This is a genomic window from Stenotrophomonas sp. TWI377, from assembly GCF_039674525.1.
Lineage (GTDB): Bacteria > Pseudomonadota > Gammaproteobacteria > Xanthomonadales > Xanthomonadaceae > Stenotrophomonas.
Window position 1 is genome coordinate 65,734 of the sequence record NZ_JBDJNT010000007.1, and the last position, 19,501, is coordinate 85,234.

Annotated in this window: 12 protein-coding genes; 10 read left to right on the forward strand and 2 right to left on the reverse strand. The window is 68.5% G+C overall.

The genetic code is table 11. The features are described from left to right. Nucleotides 1-5 precede the first annotated feature (5 nt). The 4 genes from mrcB to tsaB all read left to right on the forward strand — a co-directional run bounded on the left by mrcB (nt 6) and on the right by tsaB (nt 5,828). On the forward strand, nt 6-2,444 hold the full coding sequence (mrcB, locus tag ABE546_RS08350; RefSeq protein WP_313219735.1) for a penicillin-binding protein 1B: 2,439 nt from the start codon (nt 6-8) through the stop codon (nt 2,442-2,444). A gap of 15 nt (nt 2,445-2,459) precedes the next feature. Further along, the gene (locus tag ABE546_RS08355) at nt 2,460-2,987 is read left to right on the forward strand and encodes a hypothetical protein (protein WP_123730421.1); all 528 of its coding nucleotides are present in this window, start codon (nt 2,460-2,462) and stop codon (nt 2,985-2,987) included. A gap of 70 nt (nt 2,988-3,057) precedes the next feature. Continuing rightward, nucleotides 3,058-5,115 (forward strand): ATP-dependent DNA helicase, encoded by a 2,058-nt coding sequence (locus ABE546_RS08360; RefSeq protein WP_346463262.1) that lies wholly within the window; start codon nt 3,058-3,060, stop codon nt 5,113-5,115. A 5-nt stretch (nt 5,116-5,120) separates the two neighbouring features. Beyond that, complete coding sequence (gene tsaB, locus ABE546_RS08365) at nt 5,121-5,828, forward strand: tRNA (adenosine(37)-N6)-threonylcarbamoyltransferase complex dimerization subunit type 1 TsaB (RefSeq protein WP_346463263.1); 708 nt, start codon at nt 5,121-5,123, stop codon at nt 5,826-5,828. A gap of 28 nt (nt 5,829-5,856) precedes the next feature. Here tsaB and ABE546_RS08370 read toward each other — a convergent pair whose 3' ends face one another. Beyond that, nucleotides 5,857-6,744 carry an energy transducer TonB gene (locus tag ABE546_RS08370; RefSeq protein WP_313219737.1) on the reverse strand — a complete coding sequence of 296 codons (888 nt, stop codon included), beginning with the start codon at nt 6,742-6,744 and terminating at the stop codon, nt 5,857-5,859. Further along, nucleotides 6,741-7,691: a glutathione synthase gene (gene gshB / locus ABE546_RS08375; protein WP_121039048.1), complete on the reverse strand. Its 951-nt coding sequence runs from the start codon at nt 7,689-7,691 to the stop codon at nt 6,741-6,743. Before gshB ends, ABE546_RS08370 begins: the two co-directional genes overlap by 4 nt. 257 nt (nt 7,692-7,948) lie before the next feature. Between gshB and pilG the strand changes: the two genes are divergently transcribed. The 6 genes from pilG to ABE546_RS08405 all read left to right on the forward strand — a co-directional run bounded on the left by pilG (nt 7,949) and on the right by ABE546_RS08405 (nt 19,491). Then, complete coding sequence (gene pilG / locus ABE546_RS08380; RefSeq protein ID WP_121039045.1) at nt 7,949-8,350, forward strand: twitching motility response regulator PilG; 402 nt, start codon at nt 7,949-7,951, stop codon at nt 8,348-8,350. An 18-nt stretch (nt 8,351-8,368) separates the two neighbouring features. Continuing rightward, nucleotides 8,369-8,731 (forward strand): response regulator, encoded by a 363-nt coding sequence (locus ABE546_RS08385; RefSeq protein WP_123730426.1) that lies wholly within the window; start codon nt 8,369-8,371, stop codon nt 8,729-8,731. After that, nucleotides 8,731-9,261: a chemotaxis protein CheW gene (locus ABE546_RS08390; RefSeq protein ID WP_088432919.1), complete on the forward strand. Its 531-nt coding sequence runs from the start codon at nt 8,731-8,733 to the stop codon at nt 9,259-9,261. Before ABE546_RS08385 ends, ABE546_RS08390 begins: the two co-directional genes overlap by 1 nt. Before the next feature lie 43 nt (nt 9,262-9,304). Beyond that, nucleotides 9,305-11,341 carry a methyl-accepting chemotaxis protein gene (locus ABE546_RS08395; protein WP_313210486.1) on the forward strand — a complete coding sequence of 679 codons (2,037 nt, stop codon included), beginning with the start codon at nt 9,305-9,307 and terminating at the stop codon, nt 11,339-11,341. A 94-nt stretch (nt 11,342-11,435) separates the two neighbouring features. Then, nucleotides 11,436-18,182, forward strand: coding sequence for an Hpt domain-containing protein (locus tag ABE546_RS08400; RefSeq protein WP_346463264.1), 6,747 nt, complete (start codon nt 11,436-11,438; stop codon nt 18,180-18,182). Then, entirely contained in the window at nt 18,148-19,491 is a 1,344-nt protein-coding gene (locus ABE546_RS08405; protein WP_346463266.1) for a chemotaxis protein CheB, read from the forward strand. The genes ABE546_RS08400 and ABE546_RS08405 overlap by 35 nt, the downstream gene beginning before the upstream one ends. The last annotated feature ends 10 nt before the right edge of the window (nt 19,492-19,501 follow it).

Here is a 19,501-nt window from a genome sequence, read left to right on the forward strand (position 1 = left end):
TCCCCGTGCCCCGACGCTACGATTCCGACGACATCGACGAGTTCGACGACACCGAAAGCCGCGCCCCGCTGTGGCGGCGCCGGTTGATCACCTGGAGCATGGCGGCTGTCGCGCTGGGGCTGGGCTTCCTGATCCCCTATACGGTGTACCTGAACCAACAGGTCACCCAGCGCTTCGGTGAGCTGCGCTGGCAGATTCCCACGCGCGTCTATGCGCGGCCGTTGCCACTGGCGCCCGGCGTGGCGATGGATGCGGCCACGCTCAAGACCGAGCTGGCGGCCTCGGCCTACCGCGATGACGGGATCGGCAAATCACCGGCCACGTACACGCAGGAGGGGGGGCGTTTCGTCATCTCCAGCCGTGGCTACAACGACGTCGATGGCCGGGTCGCCCCGCGCCGCGTCGAGCTGAGCCTGTCCGGTGGGTCGATCGCTTCGCTGCGTGACCCCGACACCCGCAAGGCGCTGAAGGCCGCGCGTCTGGATCCGGCCCGTATCGCCACGCTGTATGGCCAGAAGCAGGAAGAGCGCCGGCTGGTACGGATCGAAGAGACCCCCGAGCTGCTGGTCACCGGCCTGCAGGCGGTGGAGGACAAGGACTTCAACCGGCACCACGGCATCGACCTGAGCGGCATCGCCCGTGCGATCTGGGTGACCGTGCGTTCTGGTGGCCAGAGCCGCCAGGGCGCCTCGACACTGACCCAGCAGCTGGCCCGAAGCGGCCTGCTCGGGATCGGCAAAGAGCAGACCGTCACCCGCAAGTTCAATGAGGTGCTGTACGCGCTGATCATGGAAGCGCGCTACGACAAGCGCACCATCCTGGAGGCCTACCTCAACCAGGTCTATCTGGGCCAGCGCGGCAGCCAGGCGATCCACGGCATGTCCTCGGGCGCGGAGTTCTGGTTCGGGCGTGATCTGGCCTCGCTCAACACCGAGCACGTCGCGCTGCTGATCGGCCTGGTCAAGGGCCCGTCCTATTACGATCCGCGCCGCAATCCCGAGCGCGCGCTGGATCGCCGCAACTTCGTGCTGGGCAAGCTGCGCGACGCCAACCTGATCGACGATGCCGAGTACAAGCGTGCGGTCGATGCGCCGCTGGGCGTACCCAAGACCCCGGGCCTGATCGCGGCCAACCGTTTCCCGGCCTATGTCGATCTGGTCCGTCGCCAGCTCGGCCACGATTACCCCGAGTCGGTGCTGCAGGGCGCCGGCCTGAGCGTGATGACCGGCATGGCGCCCTCGGCGCAGGCCTATGCCGAAGGTGCGGTCACCAAGACGATCAAATCACTGGAAAGCAAGCGCCGTCCCGCGTTGCAGGCTGGCCTGGTGCTGACCGACGTGCACAACGGTGATGTGCTGGCCGTGGTCGGCAGCCGTGACGTGTCCGAACCGGGCTTCAACCGGGCCATCGAGGCGCAGCGCCCGGTCGGCTCGCTGCTCAAGCCGTTCGTGTATCTGCTGGCGCTGGCGCAGCCGGACCGCTACTCGCTGTCCAGCTGGGTCGATGATTCGCCGGTGACGGTGCAGCTCAGCCGAGGCAAGCAGTGGTCGCCCGGCAACGCGGACAACCGCAGCCACGGCACGGTCCGCCTGATCGATGCGCTGGCCCATTCCTACAACCAGGCCACGGTCCGGGTAGGCATGCAGGTCGGCCCGGAGCGGGTCACGCAGTTGATCCACGTCCTGGCCGGCATCAAGGCCGAGCCCAATCCGGCGGTGATCCTGGGCTCCACGGATCAAAGCCCGTATGCGATGGCCCAGCTGTATCAGTTCCTGGCCTCCGGGGGCGAGATCCAGCCGCTGCACGCGGTGCGTGGCGTGCTCGATCCGCAGGGCAAGTTGATGAAGCGCTACGACAAGACCCCGGCGCCGGCGCAGGAAGGTGACTCGATTGCCGCCAACCTGATCAGCATCGGTCTGCAGCAGGTCGTGGCCAGCGGTACCGCGCAGCGCCTCAACGCCGATGGCCTGGGCCGCCTGCAGCCGGCGGGCAAGACCGGCACCACCAACGACGGCCGCGACAGCTGGTACGCCGGCTACACCGGTGACCATCTGGCCGTGATCTGGATGGGCAATGACCAGAACGAACAGGCCGGGCTGTATGGCGCGACCGGGTCGATGCGGGTCTGGTCGGGCATTTTCCAGCGCCTGCCCAGTTCGCCGCTGAAGGTCAGCAACAAGGGCCTGGACTGGCAGTACGTGGAGGCCAGCGGCACGGCCACCACCGATGAAGCCTGCCCGGGCGCGCGTCGCTTCCCGTTCGTGGTCGGCTACACCCCGGCCTATGTACCGTGCACCGCGCCGAGCGCCTTGCCGGAAGGCGAGGGCGGCGAACAGAGTGAAGGCGGTGGCTGGCGCAGCTGGTTCGGCCTGGAGAAAAAGCCGGAGCCCGCCCCCGAACCGGCGCAGAATGCACCGGCCGCCACCCCCGCGCGTCAACCCTGATCGAGGCCTGCCTGCATGACCACCCGTTTCCTGATCCGTTCCGCGTCGCTTGCCACGCTGTGCCTCGCGCTGGCGGCCTGCGTCACTCCGCCGCCGGTGGTGAAGGCGCCGGTCGACACCACCACGCCGGCCCAGCGCCTGGCCGCCGTGGATGCCGCTGCGGGCAATGACGACAAAGAGCTGGCCGTGCAGCCGCTGCGCGACAGCGAGGTGGAAGACCTGCGCCAGGCCGCGCATGCCCGTCGCCAGGCCAACGACCTGACCGGCGCTGCGGCGGCGCTGGATCAGGCGCTGGCGATCATGGCCTCGGACCCGTCGGTGCTGCAGGACCGGGCCGAGATCGCCCTGTTGCAGGGCGACTGGGCAGCAGCGGAAACCTTCGCCCGCAAGTCGGTTGAACTCGGTTCCAAGACCGGCCCGCTGTGCCGTCGCCATTGGGCGACGATCGAGCAGGCGCGTCTGGCCCGCGGTGAAAAAGAAAACGCGGCCTCGGCGCATGCACAGCTGGACGGCTGCACGGTGCCGGGGATCATGCGTTACTGATGTGGGCGATGCAGTCGGATGCGTGACGGCGTAGCGCCGGGCATCGGTCGGCACCCTTTATCATGGCGTCATGTCCCAACTTGCCCACGCCAGCCGCGATGCCCTCAGTGAGGGCGGTGCGCTCGCCAGCCAGCTCGATGCCTTCGTTCCGCGCCCGGCCCAGCTGCGCCTGACCGCGGCGATCGCCGAAGCGTTCGACCAGCGCGACGTGCTGCTGGCCGAGGCCGGCACCGGCACCGGCAAGACCTATGCGTACCTGGTGCCCGCGCTGCTGTCCGGGCTGAAGACCATCATCTCCACCGGTACCCGCGCGCTGCAGGATCAGCTGTATCACCGCGATCTGCCGCGCGTGCGGGCCGCGCTCGGTGTGGGCCACAGCAGTGCGCTGCTGAAGGGGCGCGCCAATTATCTGTGCCGCTATCGGCTGCAGCAGGCCCGGGGCGAACCCCGTTTCAGTTCCCCTGAGCAGGTCGCGCAGTTCCAGCGCATCCTGGCCTGGGCCGGACGCACGAAGTACGGCGACATGGCCGAGCTGGAGGCCTTGCCGGAGGATTCGCCGCTGTACCCGATGGTGACCTCCACCATCGATAACTGCCTGGGCACCGAATGCCCCTTCTGGGATGACTGCTTCGTCGTGCAGGCACGGCAGCGGGCGCAGGCGGCCGACGTGGTGGTGGTCAACCACCACCTGCTGCTGGCCGATCTGGCGCTCAAGCAGGAAGGCTTCGGCGAGATCCTGCCGGGCGCGCAGGCGTTCGTGATCGACGAGGCGCACCAGTTGCCGGAACTGGCGGCCAACTTCTTCGGCGAAGGCTTCGGCATGCGCCCGTGGCAGGAGCTCGCACGCGACTGCCTGGCCGAAAGCCGCAGCGTGGCAGGTGCACAGGCGGCCCTGCAGGAGCCCGCGGCCGCGCTGGAGCAGACCCTGCGCGATCTGCGCGCGGCGATGGATGGCCTGCCGCCGCGCGGCACCCAGTGGCGCGCGCTGACCGTGCCGCAGGTGCGCGATGGCTTCGATGCGGCGATGAGTACGCTGGTGCAGCTGCGTGATGCGCTGGCCGGGGTGCGCGAGGCGTCGCCCGGCCTGGACGCCTGCCATGCGCGCGCCATGGAAGCGGTCTCGCGGTTGTCGCGCTGGCTGGGCGACGATGCGCAGATGCTGGATTTCGATACCGACCCGGATGAGGCGCCGCCGCCAGCGGAGGTGCTCTGGTATGAACTGACGCCGCGCGGTTTCCGCTGCCAGCGCACGCCGATGGATGTGTCCGGTCCGCTGCGCGAGCATCGGCAGCGCTCGATGGCGGCCTGGGTGTTTACGTCGGCGACGCTGACCGTGGACGGGGGTTTCGAGCATATTTCCCAGCGGCTGGGCCTGGATGATCCGGTCAGCCTGCTGCAGCCCAGCCCCTTCGACTGGGCCCAGCAGGCGCTGTGCTATCTGCCGACCGATCTGCCCGATCCGGCCGCGCGCGGCTTCGGCACCGCGTTGATCCGCGCGCTGACGCCGGTGCTGGAGGCCTCGCACGGCCGTGCGTTCCTGTTGTTCGCTTCGCACCGCGCACTGCGCGAAGCGGCCGAGGCCCTGCGCGATGCACCGTGGCCGCTGTTCGTGCAGGGCGAGGCGCCGCGCGCGACCCTGCTGCAGCGCTTCCGTGAATCGGGCAACGGCGTCCTGCTGGGCTCGGCCAGTTTCCGCGAGGGCGTGGACGTGGTCGGCGATGCACTGAGCGTGGTGGTGATCGACAAGCTGCCGTTCGCCGCCCCGGATGACCCGGTGTTCGAAGCGCGGCTGGATGCGATCCGCCGCGACGGCGGCAACCCGTTCCGCGATGAGCAGCTGCCGCAGGCCGTGATCGCGCTCAAACAGGGCGTGGGCCGCCTGATCCGCAGCGAGACCGATCGCGGTGTACTGGTGCTGTGCGATCCGCGCCTGCTCAGCCGCAGCTATGGCCGGATTTTCCTGGATTCACTGCCGCCGTTCCGACGTACCCGTTCGCTGACCGATGTACAGGCCTTCTTTGCGCCACAATGGTCCCTCGCTGACCCCGCACCCGTCGCCGCGCCTGCTTCACCGCAGCCCGTGCAACGTCTGCCGCCCACCGATGACTTCCCCACTTCCCTGTTCTGACCGCCATGAAGCTGCTCGCCTTTGAAACCGCCACCGAAGCCTGTTCCGTTGCCCTGTACGTGGATGGGCAGGTCACTGAGCGCTTCGAGATCGCCCCACGCCGCCACGCTGAACTCAGCCTGCCCTGGGCCGAGGCGCTGCTGGCCGAGGCGGGGGTGGCCCGTTCGCAGCTGGATGCGATCGCATTGGGGCGGGGGCCGGGCGCGTTCACCGGCGTGCGGCTGGCGATCGCCATCGCCCAGGGGATCGCCCTGGCGCTGGACCGCCCGTTGATCGCGGTCTCCACCCTGCAGGCGCTGGCGCTGCGCGCGCCGGCCGAAGCCGATCATGTACTGGCCAGCATCGACGCACGCATGGGCGAGGTCTATGCCGCACGCCACATCCGCGTGGACGGGCAGTGGCAGCTGCAGGGCGAGGAGAGCGTGTGCGCGCCGGGGCAGGTGGTGTTGCCTGAGGGCACGCGCTGGTTCGGCGTGGGGACTGGCTTCGGCGCGGCCGACGGCGTGCTGGCGACGCGGTTGGCCGATCAACTGACCGGCGTGGATGCGCTGGCATTGCCGCGCGCGGCGGATGTGCTGGCGCTGGCGGTACCGGCGTTCGAGCGCGGCGAGGGCATGGCACCGGAGCTGGTGGAGCCGGCCTATCTGCGCAACAACGTGGCGCTGACCCTGGTGGAACAGCAGGCGGCGCGGGCGGCCAAGGCCGCCCGGTAGAGCCGACCGTTGGTCGGCTATCGCCCCCTCAGCGGTCGTCGCGCAGCTCGCCGCCGGGCAGGAACACCCAGGTGCGGGTCACCTGCAGGATGTCGATCGCATCCTCGGTCTTGGGCAGCGGCGGGAACGGCTGGGCAAGCGTGATCACGCGCAGCGCGGTTTCATCCAGCAACGGCGTGCCGCTGGACTGCAGGATGCGGGCACTTTCGACGGTGCCATCGCGGCGCACACCGACGGTGATCACCACCTGGCCACCGAGCCGGCGGGCGCGCGCCTCATCGGGGTAGTTCAGGTTGCCGACGCGCTCGGCGCGATCGACCCACGCGCGCAGATAATTGGCATAGGCGTATTCGCGGGTACTGGCCGAGACGAACTTGCGGTTCGGGCGTTTGGCGTACTGGGCCGAGCGCAGGTGCACTTCGGCGGCCAACCGCGCCATCTCCACATCGCGCTGCTCGCGGGCCGTCATCGGTGCATCCGGGCGGGGGTGCTCGGGCAGCGGCTGTGGCTGCGCCTCGGCGATGGTGTCGGCGCCATTGCGGCTGTTGACCACGCGGGTCTGCGGGGGCGGCACGCTGGCCGCCTCCTGGCGCTGCTGCGGGACCGGTGACAGCCCGGCCTGCGCCTGGGGCACGATTCCGGCCTGGTTGTCGCGCGGGCGCTGGGCCTTGTCGTGGTCGCCACCGCCCTGCTGATTGGCCTGGGCCAGGAAATCGGCCTGCTTGGGTGTCAGTGGGGTCTGGGTCTGGCTGAAGATCACATCCAGCGTGGGCACCAGCGGCGCGCTGTCACTGACCGCGAAGCCGACCCCCAGCAGCAGCAACGCGTGCACGAGCACGGACAGCGTCAGGGTCGCGCCCAGCCGCTGGGATTCGCGCGCCTGCCACGTCGGGGCCGGGACGACGCTGGCGCTCATCGCGGCAGGCTGGCCTCGATCGCATCGAACAGAGTGCCGGCGATGTTCAGTCCGAACTGGGCGTCGAGCTCGCGCACGCAGGTCGGGCTGGTGACGTTCACTTCGGTGAGGTAATCGCCGATCACATCCAGGCCGACGAAGCGCATGCCGCGCCGCTTCATCTCCGGTCCGACCTGGGCGGCGATCCAGCGGTCGCGTTCGCTCAGCGGGCGGCCTTCGCCACGGCCACCGGCGGCCAGGTTGCCGCGGAACTCATCGCCCTGCGGAATCCGCGCCAGGCAGTAGTCCACCGGCTCGCCATCGACCAGCAGGATGCGCTTGTCGCCAGCGGTGATGTCCGGGATGAACTTCTGCGCCAGGGCCAGCGTGCGCTCGCCATCGGTCAGGGTTTCCAGGATCACGTTGAGGTTGGGATCACCGGTGCCGCTGCGGAAGATCGAGCGCCCGCCCATGCCGTCCAGCGGCTTGAGCACCGCCTGGCCATGTTCGAGCACGAAGGCCTTCAGGTCCGCATTGCGGCGACTGACCAGGGTCGGCGGGCAGCACTGCGGGAACAGCAGGGCGGCCAGCTTCTCGTTGTAGTCGCGCAGGCCCTGGGGGTCGTTGACCACCATCGCACCGGCCTGCTGGGCGACGCTGAGTACGTGGGTGTCGTAGATGAATTCGGCATCCACCGGCGGGTCCTTGCGCATCAGCACCACCTGGCCGGGGCCGAACACGGTCTGGCTGAACTCGCCCAGGGTGAACCAGTCGTTCTTGTCCTCGCGCACCTGCAGCGGGGCGGTGCGGGCGATGGCCTGGCCGTCGCGCAGGGCCAGCCCGCCGGGGCTGACGTAGTGCAGGGCATGGCCGCGGCGCTGGGCTTCCAGCAGCATCGCGAAGGTGGTGTCCTTGGCAATCTTGATATGGGCGATGGGGTCCATCACCACGATGACATTCAACGGCATGGTCGCAACCTGGCGGGCAGGCCGATGATGGTAGCGACAATGGGTCCTCAATGCCTGCCCGGGGGCGCGGAACGCAGTGTCCGGCCGGGCGGGCGCCGCCCCGGGTTTGCGCAAACGGCCCGGGCCGGGCGCTCGCCGGGCCGCTGGCACCGGGGCCGCGGTGGGTGTGCTTGAAGCGCGCGCCGGTATTGGGATATAGATACGCTTTCGCAGCGACGCCGGGGATCAGGCAAGCGTCGCGCGCTTGGGGAAAGGTAATGACTGAATACATGGCTGCGGGTGGGGAACTCGCAGGGCTGCGCGTGATGGTCATCGATGATTCGAAGACCATCCGCAGAACCGCGGAAACCCTGCTGAAGCGGGAAGGCTGCGAAGTGGTGACCGCGACCGATGGGTTCGAGGCATTGGCCAAGATCGCCGATCAACAGCCGCAGATCATCTTCGTGGACATCATGATGCCGCGGCTGGACGGGTATCAGACCTGTGCGCTGATCAAGGGCAACCAGCTGTTCAAGTCCACGCCGGTGATCATGCTGTCCTCCAAGGACGGCCTGTTCGACAAGGCGCGCGGCCGCATCGTCGGCTCGGAGCAGTACCTGACCAAGCCATTCACGCGTGAAGAACTGCTGGGTGCCATCCGCACATACGTCAACGCCTGACCAGGGGGGAAAGGCACAATGGCTCGAATCGTACTGATCGAGGATTCACCGACCGACCGTGCGGTGTTCACGCAGTGGTTGACCAAGGCCGGTCATGAAGTCCTGGAAGCGGACAACGCCGAGGACGGGCTCAAGCTCGTGCGCGAGCAGTCGCCGCAGCTGGTGCTGATGGACGTGGTCCTGCCGGGCATGAGTGGCTTCCAGGCGACCCGTGCGATGGCGCGCGACGCGGCCATCAAGCACATTCCGGTGGTCATCGTGAGCACCAAGGCGATGGAAACCGACAAGGCATGGGGGCTGCGCCAGGGGGCGGCCGACTACATCGTCAAGCCGCCGCGCGAGGAGGAACTGATCGCGCGGATCAACCAGTTGGTGGTCTGATGCGTTCTCCTTTCGACATCCTCCAGGCCTACGAGCGACGCAGCCTGGCCCATGCGGTGCAGCTGCCCGAGCGGCAGTTCTCGCAGGACCTGTGGCGAGGCGTCGGCTATCGCGTGGGCAAGCGCCGGCTGGTCTCGGATTTCCGCGAAGTGGTGGAAATCGTCCCGATGCCGCCGATCACCCCGGTGCCCGGCGCACAGCCGTGGCTGCTGGGCGTGGGCAACCTGCGCGGCAACCTGTTCCCGGTGGTGGACCTGAAGTTCTTCCTGGAAGGCGAGCGCACCGTGCAGCAGGAGGGTCAGCGCGTGCTGATCATGCGCCAGGCCGGCGGCGACGTGGCATTGACCATCGATGAACTGTTCGGCCAGCGCAGCTTCGAGCTGGACCAGGACATCGTCGCCGGCGATCTGGCCACCGGCCGCTATGCGCACTTCATCGACCGTGCGTTCCACGGCGATGGCCATGACTGGGGCGTGTTCTCGCTGTCGCTGCTGTCGCGTACCCCCGAATTCAGGCAGGCCGCGGCCTGACCGCAGGCGCCTGTCTCTCCGCATTGAAGATCGAGGTTGAACGATGAGTACTGCTTCGGAATCCGCCAAGGCCGGCAAGCTCGGCTCGGTGGGCACCAATTTCTGGCTCGGCCTGCTGGCCGTGTCGATGATCGTGTTCGGCGTCAACACCGGCGTGGCGACCTGGCAGGGCAGTCGCCTGGCCAGTGCGAGCACCGATGCGGCGAACCTGCAGGTGCTCTCGCAGCAGCTGGCCAACCAGGGCCGTGAGGCGGTCTCGGGCAACGCGCAGGCGTTCACCGCGTTCAAGCTGACCAAGAGCGACATCGAAAGTACCGTCAGTGGGCTGCAGGGCCGCTACGGCACCGAGACCAATGTCGCCGGGCCGCTGAACACGCTGATCCAGACCTGGGAGCCGCTCGGCAAGAGCGCCGGCCAGCTGGTCGCCAGCGAACCGGCCGTGCTGGCCCTGGCCGGCAACGCGAACAACTTCGTCAACGGCGTGCCCGCCCTGCAGGCACAGCTGAACGAAGTGGTCCGCGCGATGTCGGCCAGTGGCGCGCCGTCCTCGCAGGTCTACAACGCCCTGCAGCAGGTCGTGGTGGTCGGCTCGATGGCCCGCCGTGTGACAGAAATGCGCGCCGGTGGTGCCAATGCGGCTGCCGCGGGCGACGCGCTCGCGCGCGACTCGGTGGTCTTCACCCAGGTGCTCGATGCGCTGCGCAACGGCAACGAGGAACTGGGCATTGCCGCGGTCCGCAACGGTCCGGCGCTGGCCGCGCTGGAGCAGTCGCAGAAGCAGTGGGACACCATGAAGCAGGATGCCGACGCCATCCTGGCCAGCTCGCGCCAGCTGTTCGCCGCGCAGTCCTCGGCCGCAGCCCTCACCGGCGGTTCGGCAGACATGCTGCGCGACAGCAAGAAGCTGTTCGAAGCCTTCTCTTCGTTCGGCTCGCTGCGCGATACCCGCCTGTTCCCCAACTTCTGGCTGGGCGTGGCGTCGGGTGCGTTGTCGCTGATCGCCATCATCGGCTTCGTCGGCAGCACGGTGCGCAGCCGCTCGCGCGAACAGGAACTGCGGTACCAGACCCAGGTGGAATACAACAGCCGCAACCAGCAGGCCATCATGCGGCTGCTGGACGAAATCAGCTCGCTGGGTGAAGGCGACCTGACGGTGAAGGCCTCGGTGACCGAGGACATGACCGGCGCCATCGCCGACGCCATCAACTACGCCGTGGATGAGCTGCGCCACCTGGTGACCACGATCAACGACACCTCGGCCAAGGTCGCCGTGTCGACCCAGGAAACCCAGGCTACCGCGATGCAGCTGGCCGAAGCGGCCGGCCACCAGGCCAACCAGATCACCTCGGCCTCCGACCGCATCGGCGAAATCGCCTCGAGCATCGAGCAGGTGTCGCGCAACTCGGCCGAGTCGGCCGACGTGGCGCAGCGCTCGGTGATCATCGCCGCCGAAGGTGCCGGCGTGGTGCGTGAAACGATCCAGGGCATGGACCAGATCCGCGACCAGATCCAGGAAACCTCCAAGCGCATCAAGCGCCTGGGCGAGTCCTCGCAGGAAATCGGCTCGATCGTGGAACTGATCAACGACATTTCCGAGCAGACCAACATCCTGGCGTTGAACGCCGCGGTGCAGGCGGCTTCGGCCGGTGAGGCCGGTCGCGGTTTCGCGGTGGTGGCCGACGAAGTGCAGCGGCTGGCAGAGCGCACCTCCGGTGCGACCCGACGGATCGAAAACCTGGTGCAGGCCATTCAGGCCGATACCAACGAGGCGGTCAGCTCGATGGAGCAGACCACCGCCGAAGTGGTCTCCGGTGCACGCCTGGCCGAAGACGCCGGTACCGCGCTGACCGAAATCGAGCGCGTCTCCAACGCGTTGAACAACCTCATCAAGAACATCTCGATCGCTGCCCAGCAGCAGTCGGCCGCGGCATCGGACATCACCCGCACCATGGGCGTGATCCGTCAGATTACCGGCCAGACCTCGCAGGGCGCGGGACAGACCGCCGAGTCGATCGGCCACCTGGCACAGCTGGCGGCCGACCTGCGCCGCTCGGTCGCCGACTTCAAGCTGCCGGCGTGAGCCGCGGGCAGGGCGGAGAGGGAAGGAACAAGCAGATGATGCATCGCGAGAAATCACCGCACGCCATGTGCGCCGAGCTGCCGGGAGACCTGGCATGAGCACGCTGCGCGATGCCATGAGCCACGCTGCGCTGGGCTGGGTCAAGCCGGAGCTGGACGAGACCCTGCGCCAGGTGCGCAACGAGGTCGAGTACTACGTGGAAGACCCTGCCGATGGCAGCCGGATGCGCTTCTGCGCCGGCTACCTGCACCAGGTGCAGGGCACCCTGCGGATGGTCGAGCTGTATGCCCCGGCGATGGTGGCCGAGGAGCTGGAGCAGTTGGCCAATGCGATCGGTGCCGGTGAGGTGCCCGACCGTGATGAAGCCTGCGCCACGTTGATGCGTGGCAGCGTACTGTTGCCCGATTACCTGGAGCGCCTGCAGAACGGTCACCGCGATATTCCGATCGTGCTGCTGCCGCTGCTCAATGACATCCGGTCGGCCCGCGCCGCCCCGGGCATCAACGAGAGCGTGCTGTTCGCCTTCGCGCCGGACAGCGCGAGCGCCACCGAAGCCGAGCTGGATCACGCGCGCGGCAGCCTGAGCGGGCGCAACCGCGAACTGCTCGATACGGTCGGCAACGCGGTCAAGGAAGAACTGCTGCGCATCAAGGATGCGCTGGACCTGCACCTGCGTACCGGTGGCGAGCCAGTGCAGCTGCAGACCCAGGTCAACGAGCTGGGCGCGGTGGCCGATACGCTGGGCATGATGGGCCTGGGCGTGGCCCGCGGCGTGGTCGTACAGCAGCGCGATGCGCTGCGCGAAGTGGTCGAGGGCGTGCAGCAGATCGATGAAACGCTGCTGCTGGATATCGCCGGCGCGCTGCTTTACGTGGATGCCTCGCTGGATGACCAGGTCGCCCATCTGGGCGCCGGCGGCAGCGGCGAGGACGATCCGAGCGCGGTGGAGAACCGGCGCACGGTGGAGGTGCTGGCGCATGAAGCCATCGCCAACTTCGCTGCGGCGCGCGAGCATTTCGTCGCCTTCATCGAAACCAACTGGAACCACCAGCAGCTGCAGGAAGTACCGCGCCTGCTCGGCGAGGTCGCCGGTGCCCTGCGCATGCTGGATCTGTCGGTTCCGGCCGATTACCTGCAGGGCGTGCGCCAGTACATCGCCGTTGAACTGCTCGGCAAGCAGCGCGTGCCCAGCGGGCGCCAGCTGGACACCCTGGCCGACGCCATGGCCAGCCTGGAGTATTACCTCGAGGCCCTGCGCGAACGTCGTCCGGGCCGCGATGACATTCTGGACATCACCCGCAGCAGCCTGGAAACCCTGCGTTACTGGCCGCTGCCGGCTGCCAACCAGCCGACCCCCGATACCGGACCGGAGTCGTTGCCGGTCGCGGCCGAACCCATCGAGCTCACCCCGTGGGACACGCCTGCACCCGAGCCGATCCAGCTCGGCGTCACCGCTGACATCCCGCGCCCGGCCAACCTGCCGCCGCCGCTGCCGGACTTCACCTTCGATCCGCCGCCGACGATCACCGCCCCCCTGCCCATGGCACCCGTGGCGCTGGTGTTCGACGCCTCCACCGCCCCGGTCGCCGCCGATGCGCCGCAGTGGACGCTGGCCAGCCATGACGATGTGGACGAACTGCCTACGTTTGCCCATTTCGATCCGGTCATTGCCGACGTGCCGGCCGGCGCCGGGTGGGACGTCGCGCCGCTGCCCTCCGTGCACGCCGATGCTGCGCACGATGAGGTGGATGTGGCGACGCCGGAGCGTGCGCCCGAGGTTTCCGACGTGTCGCTGGAGATGCCGGCCTTCGTGGCCACGGGCGCCGGGTTCGATCCGGTGGCCGCCGAGCACGAGATGCTGGAGCTGAGCGACGAGCCGATCGACTTCACCTTCGATGAGGACCTGCGCAACGCCGACGACGTGGTGTCGCTTCAGATCGATGACAGCGACACCGACACCGACACCGATAGCGTTGCCGCGCAGACGGCCGCGTCCAGCCCGTTCGCGCAGCGCGCGGTGGATGTGGAGGCCCTGCCGACGTTCCTGCAGGAGATTCCGGTGGCCTCGGCGGACGACGGTGTCGCCGAGCCGATCGAGGCGTTCATCGATGGCACCGACACGGTGCCGCAGGCCGCGGCAGATGCCGCGCTGCCGCCGCCCGCCGTGCAGGATGCGGTCATCCGCCGTATCGAACTGGACGACGCATCCACCCGCTTCCTGGCCGAACTGGACGCCGCCGCCGCGCAGTTCCGCCCGGAAGGCGCCGACACCGGTACCGTGCCGGCCGCGTCTGCACCGGCAAGCCCGGCAGTGGCAGTGGCCGCCGACGACACCAGCATCGAGGCCGGCTTCGAGGACGATGGCGAGAACATCGACCAGGACATCCGCGAGGTCTTCATCGAAGAGTTCGACGAAGAACTGGTGAACCTGGGCAACCTGCTCCCGGCCTGGCGCATCGCGCCGGACAACCTGGACCGCCTGCGCCCGATCCGCCGCGTGTTCCATACCCTCAAGGGCAGTGGCCGGCTGGTCGGTGCGCGTACCTTGGGCGAGTTCAGCTGGAAGATCGAGGGCATGCTCAACCGCGTGCTCGACGGCAGCCGTCCGGCCTCGCCGGCCGTGGTCGCCCTGGTCGGCCAGGCCTACGAGGTGCTGCCGCAGCTCAACGCCGCGCTGCGCGATGGCAGCCGTGTCACCGCCGATCTGCAGGCCATGCAGGCCATCGCCGATCGTGTGGCCGCGGGTGAGGAGACCTTCCATGTGCCGCTGCAGCGTGCGGCTGCAGCGCCCGTGGCGATGGCCGTGGACAGTGGGACGACTGACGCTGCGCCGATGATCGAGAGCACACCGGCCAATATCGACAGTGTGCTGCGCGAGATCCTGGAAGCCGAGGTCGAGGTCCATCAGGCCACGCTGCAGGCGTGGCTGGATGCTGCCACCGCTGCACCGCAGCCAGTGACCGACGGGCTGCTGCGCGCCGTGCACACCATGAACGGCGCCTTCGCCATGACCGACGTGCCGGAGATCACGGCGGTCACCGGTGCGGCGGAAAGCTACATCAAGCGTTCCCTGGCCGCCGATGTACTGCCCAGCGCGGCAGGTATGGACGCGCTGGCCGAGACCTGCATCGCGATCACCACCACCATGGCGGCACTGCAGGACGAGGCGCCGCGGGTGCCCGTGCAGAACGCGTTGGCGGCCCGCCTGGTTGCCCTGGCCGATACGTTGCCGGAAGCGCGCTGGCCGGCACTGGTCGAGGACGATCTGGACCTTGTGGATGACGAACCGTACGCCGAGGCGACTGAAGCGGCAGATGCGGGAGCATTCAACGAAGCGACGGCTGCAGATGCCGTGGAAGCGGCTGCCATCGACGTGGATACAGTCGAGGGCAGGGCAGCAGACGCGGATACGGTTGAAGCGGTTGAAGCAGTTGAAGCAGTTGAAGCAGTTGAAGCAGTTGAAGCAGTTGAAGCAGTTGAAGCAGTTGAAGCAGTTGAAGCAGTCGAGGCCGTTGAGGCATACGACGTCGTCGAAGCAGCAGATGCGCACGACGCTACGGTTACCGACGAGCAGCAGGCCGGGATCGATGCCGATGGCCTGAGCGTGATCGAGCCCGGTCGCGCGGTCGCTGTGGCCGACGACGATGCCCTCATCGCCATGGAACTGACGGGCACGGACGACCTGTCCGCCTATTTTGATGCCGAGCTGCCGGACACCGCGCGCGAAGCAGATGCGCTGGCGTCGCCGGACGTCCCGGCCGACGCGGATCTGGCGTCTGTGCATGCAGGCCCGGAAGCAGTCGAGCTGACCTCGGCCGAGGATCTCTCACGTTACTTCGATCATTTCGCCGAGCCGGTCACGCCGGAACGTCCGGTCGACGTCGGCGCTGAAACCGCCTCCGCCTCCAACACGGATACGGACACGGACACGGACACGGACGCCAGGGCCGAAGCCGAAGGCGTCGCAGACACCGCGACCGACACCCGGTCCGGCGTGGAAGCGGCGACCGTGGACGTCGCCGACGGTCCGGCCGCTGATGTCGATGCCCATGCCCATGCCGTTGAGCAGGGCAGCGACTACGCGGTCGCCGTCGATGACGCGGCCAACGACAGCGGGAGCGACACCGATCCGGACAGCGAGGAAGACGCGCACGCGCTGGATGAGGTCCTGCCGCCGCCGCCGGCGTTTGGTGAGGTGGTGGACGCCCAGCAGGCGGTGGATGACGGTTTGACCGTCGTCGATGCGCCGGATGCCTCCGATACCGGCGTGCTCGGTCTGGACGCCACGGATGAGAACACCGGCGAAGCCGATGCGTTCGCCGAGGCGATCGAGGCCACGGCGCCCGATGTCTCCGCCGACGCGGCCACCCCGGCGCGCTTCTTCGAACTGGAGGACGCACCCGCTGCAACCTTCACGACCGCCCCGGAAGCCGATGATGTCCGCCCCGTGGACGCCACCGACAGCGCCGACCTCGCGCCGGGCGATGCGCTCGATTTCACCCTGCTCGACCAGGAGCTGGTCGATATCTTCGTGGAAGAGGGCAAGGACCTGCTCGACCACTGCGATGGCCTGATCAGCGAACTGCGTGCCGCGCCCCAGGACCGCGACGTGATCGCCGGCCTGCAGCGCGACCTGCATACCCTCAAGGGGGGCGCGCGCATGGCCGGGATCAATCCGATCGGCGATCTTGGCCACGGCATTGAATCGCTGCTGGAAGCCGTCGCGGCCAACCGCACCGATATCGACCGCAGCGACGTGCATCTGCTGGAGCGCGGGTTTGATCGCCTGCACCAGCTGCTGACCCGGACCGGGCAGCACCGCACCGTGGCGATGCCCGACGACCTGATCGCCGCGTTCGAGCAGCGTACCCAGGGCCGTGTCGAGCCGGAACAGATCGAGACCACCGAGCCGCCGCTTGCGTCCGGCGATGCCAAGGTCGAGGCCGCCATCGCCGCGCTCGTGGCGGCGCCGCTGTCGGCACCGGTCCCGCTGGAAACCGTCAGCGAGGAAGATGGTCTGCCGCGGCCGCAGCAGGAACAGGTGCGCGTGCGCGCCGATCTGCTCGACCGCCTGGTCAACCACGCCGGTGAAGTAGCGATCTACCGTTCGCGTCTGGAGCAGCAGCTCGGTGCCTTCCGGGGCGCCATGGGCGAACTGGACCGTACCAATGCCCGTCTGCGCGATCAGCTGCGCCGCCTTGATCTGGAAACCGAAGCGCAGATCGTGGCGCGCTATCAGCGTGAGCAGGACCAGGCCGATCACAAATTCGACCCGCTGGAACTGGACCGCTTCTCCACGCTGCAGCAGCTCAGCCGCGCGCTGAACGAGTCCGCGGCTGACTTGGGCGGTCTGCAGGGCGTGCTGGACGATCTGTCGCGCCAGTACGACGTGCTGCTGCAACAGCAGTCGCGCGTCAGTTCGGAGCTGCAGGACGGCCTGATGCGCGCGCGCATGGTGCCGTTCGATGGTCTCGTGCCACGCCTGCGCCGGGTCGTGCGCCAGGCCGGCCAGGACACCGGCAAGCAGGTTCACGTCACCCTCGAAGGGACCCACGGCGAACTGGATCGCAACGTGCTCGACCGCATGGTCGCGCCGTTGGAACACATGCTGCGCAACTCGGTGGCGCATGGCCTGGAAACCCCGGAACAGCGCCGGGCCGCGGGCAAGCCGGAGGAGGGCGAAATCGCCATCCGCCTGCGTCGCGAAGGCTCGGAAATCGTGCTGGAAGTGGCCGACGATGGCGCCGGGCTGGACCGCGAGGCGATCCGTCGCCGCGCCGAACAGCGTGGCCTGATCGCCGCCGATGCCGTGCTCGGCGATGCCGAACTGGATGCGATGATCTTCTCGCCCGGCTTCAGCACCGCCGACCAGGTCAGCCAGCTGGCCGGCCGTGGCGTGGGCATGGACGTGGTCCACAACGAAGTGCGCCAGCTGGGTGGTTCGGTGGACATCCACTCGGTCAGCGGCCAGGGCGTTACCTTCACCCTGCGCCTGCCGCAGACGTTGGCGGTCACCCAGGCGGTGTTCGTGCAGATCGGCGAGACCACCTTTGCCGTGCCGGTGGCCTCGGTCAGTGGTATCGGCCGGATCTCGCGCGAGCGCTTTGAAACCGCCAACGGCGGCTACCACTACGGTGGCGAAGAATTCGCGTTGCATGATCTGGGGACGCTGATCGGCCAGGCCCAGGCCCGCGCCGAAGGCCAGGCCCAGGTGCCGCTGCTGCTGGTCCGCGCTGGCGACCTGCGCGTGGCCGTGGCGATCGACCAGGTGCTGGGCAACCGCGAAATCGTGGTCAAGCCGGTCGGCCTGCAGATCGCTTCGGTGCCGGGCATCTACGGTGCGACGATCACCGGCGATGGCCGCGTGGTGGTGATCCTGGACGTGGCCCCGCTGGTGCGCCGCTACCTGGCCAACCCGCACAAGCCGATCACCGCCGCAGCCAAGGTCAGTGATCGCGATGTACCCCTGGTGATGGTGGTCGACGATTCGCTGACCATGCGCAAGGTCACCGGCCGCATCCTGGAGCGCCACAACTTCGAGGTCACGGTCGCCCGTGACGGTATCGAAGCACTGGAGCGCCTGGATGAGCGCGTGCCCGACCTGATGCTGCTGGATATCGAAATGCCGCGCATGGACGGTTACGAGCTGGCCAGCGTCATGCGCGCCGACCCGCGCTACCAGGGTGTGCCGATCGTGATGATCACCTCGCGCAGCGGCGACAAACACCGTCAACGCGCCTTTGAACTCGGTGTCCAGCGCTACCTGGGCAAGCCGTACCAGGAACTGGATCTGATGCGCAACGTGTATGACCTGCTGGGGATCGCCCGTGCACGCGAGTGATGCCCATCCCCTGTTGACGGTGGCCCTGCTGGCCCGTTCCGGCCCGGCACGCGACCGCCTGCGCGAAGCGCTCGACCATGCCGGCGCCCGCGTGGTGCTGGAGGACGACCCCAACACGCTCGACCTGCAGGTCCTGCGTGATGCCGATCCCGGTGCGGTCCTGATCGCGCTGGAACCGGCAATCGAAGACGCCCTGGAGCGGTTGGATCCGGTGCTGGGTTCGCCGTCATTGACCCTGATCTTCGACGAAGCCGAGCTGGCTGCACGCCGCGACGGCTGGGAAGCGCAGCGCTGGGCACGGCATCTGGTGGCCAAGCTGCACGGCCATCAGGACGTGCTGCCGCCGGGTTCGGAACAGGACCAGCAGCTGCAGCCCGAACCGGGTCTGCCGGTCACCCCGGCGCAGCTGCATGCCGACGCACCGCTGGCGTTCCATCTGCGCGAAGCCGAGGATGCGGCCGCCGAGGTGCCGGCCGATGGCCTGTACCAGGCGCCGGCGGAGTTGCACGAGCCGGTGTCGCTGGAAGAGGCGCTGGCGGCGCTGCAGCCGGTGGCGCCCGAGCCGATCGCACCGGCGATTCCAACGATTCCGGCCTCGGCACCACCCGCCGCGGCCGCTGCCGTATCGATCGGCGATCACCGCCGGTGGTCGCTGGTGGACGATGACGGTGCTGTCGCGGCGCCCCCGTCGATCAGCGACACGGCGCCGGCACCGGAGCGCTTCGACATCGAACGTCTGTCACTGGTCGAGCTCGAACCCGAGGCCGGTTCCGCCGGTGGCTGCGCGGGCGCGGTGCTGGTCCTGGCCGGCATCGGCGGGCCGGATGCGCTGCGCCGCCTGCTGGCCGCGCTGCCCGAATCGCTGAACACCGCCGTCCTGGTGCATATGCGCCTGGACGGCGGCCGCTACGGCAATCTGGTCAAGCAGATGGCACGGGTGTCCGCACTGCCGGTGCTGCTGGCCGAGGACGCCCAGCCCGTTGAAGCCGGCCATGCCTACATCCTGCCCGACGACATCGGCATCGCCGTGCGGCAGGGCAGCCTGCAGTTCATCGCCGACACCGCCGGCATCCAGATCGAGGCATTGCCGGCCGCGCACAGCGGCGTGGTCCTGCTCAGCGGGGCGGACGCCGCCCAGGTGGACGCCGTGCTCGCCCTGGCCGCCGCCGGTGCCTGGGTGGCCGGTCAGATCGGCGAAGGCTGCTATGACCCGACCGCAGCCAGTGCGGTGGTTGCTGCCGGGCAGGACGCCGGGGAACCGCCGCAGTTGGCCGCCACCATCGCCGCACGCTGGGGCGTGGACGCCTGAGTGGCGCCGA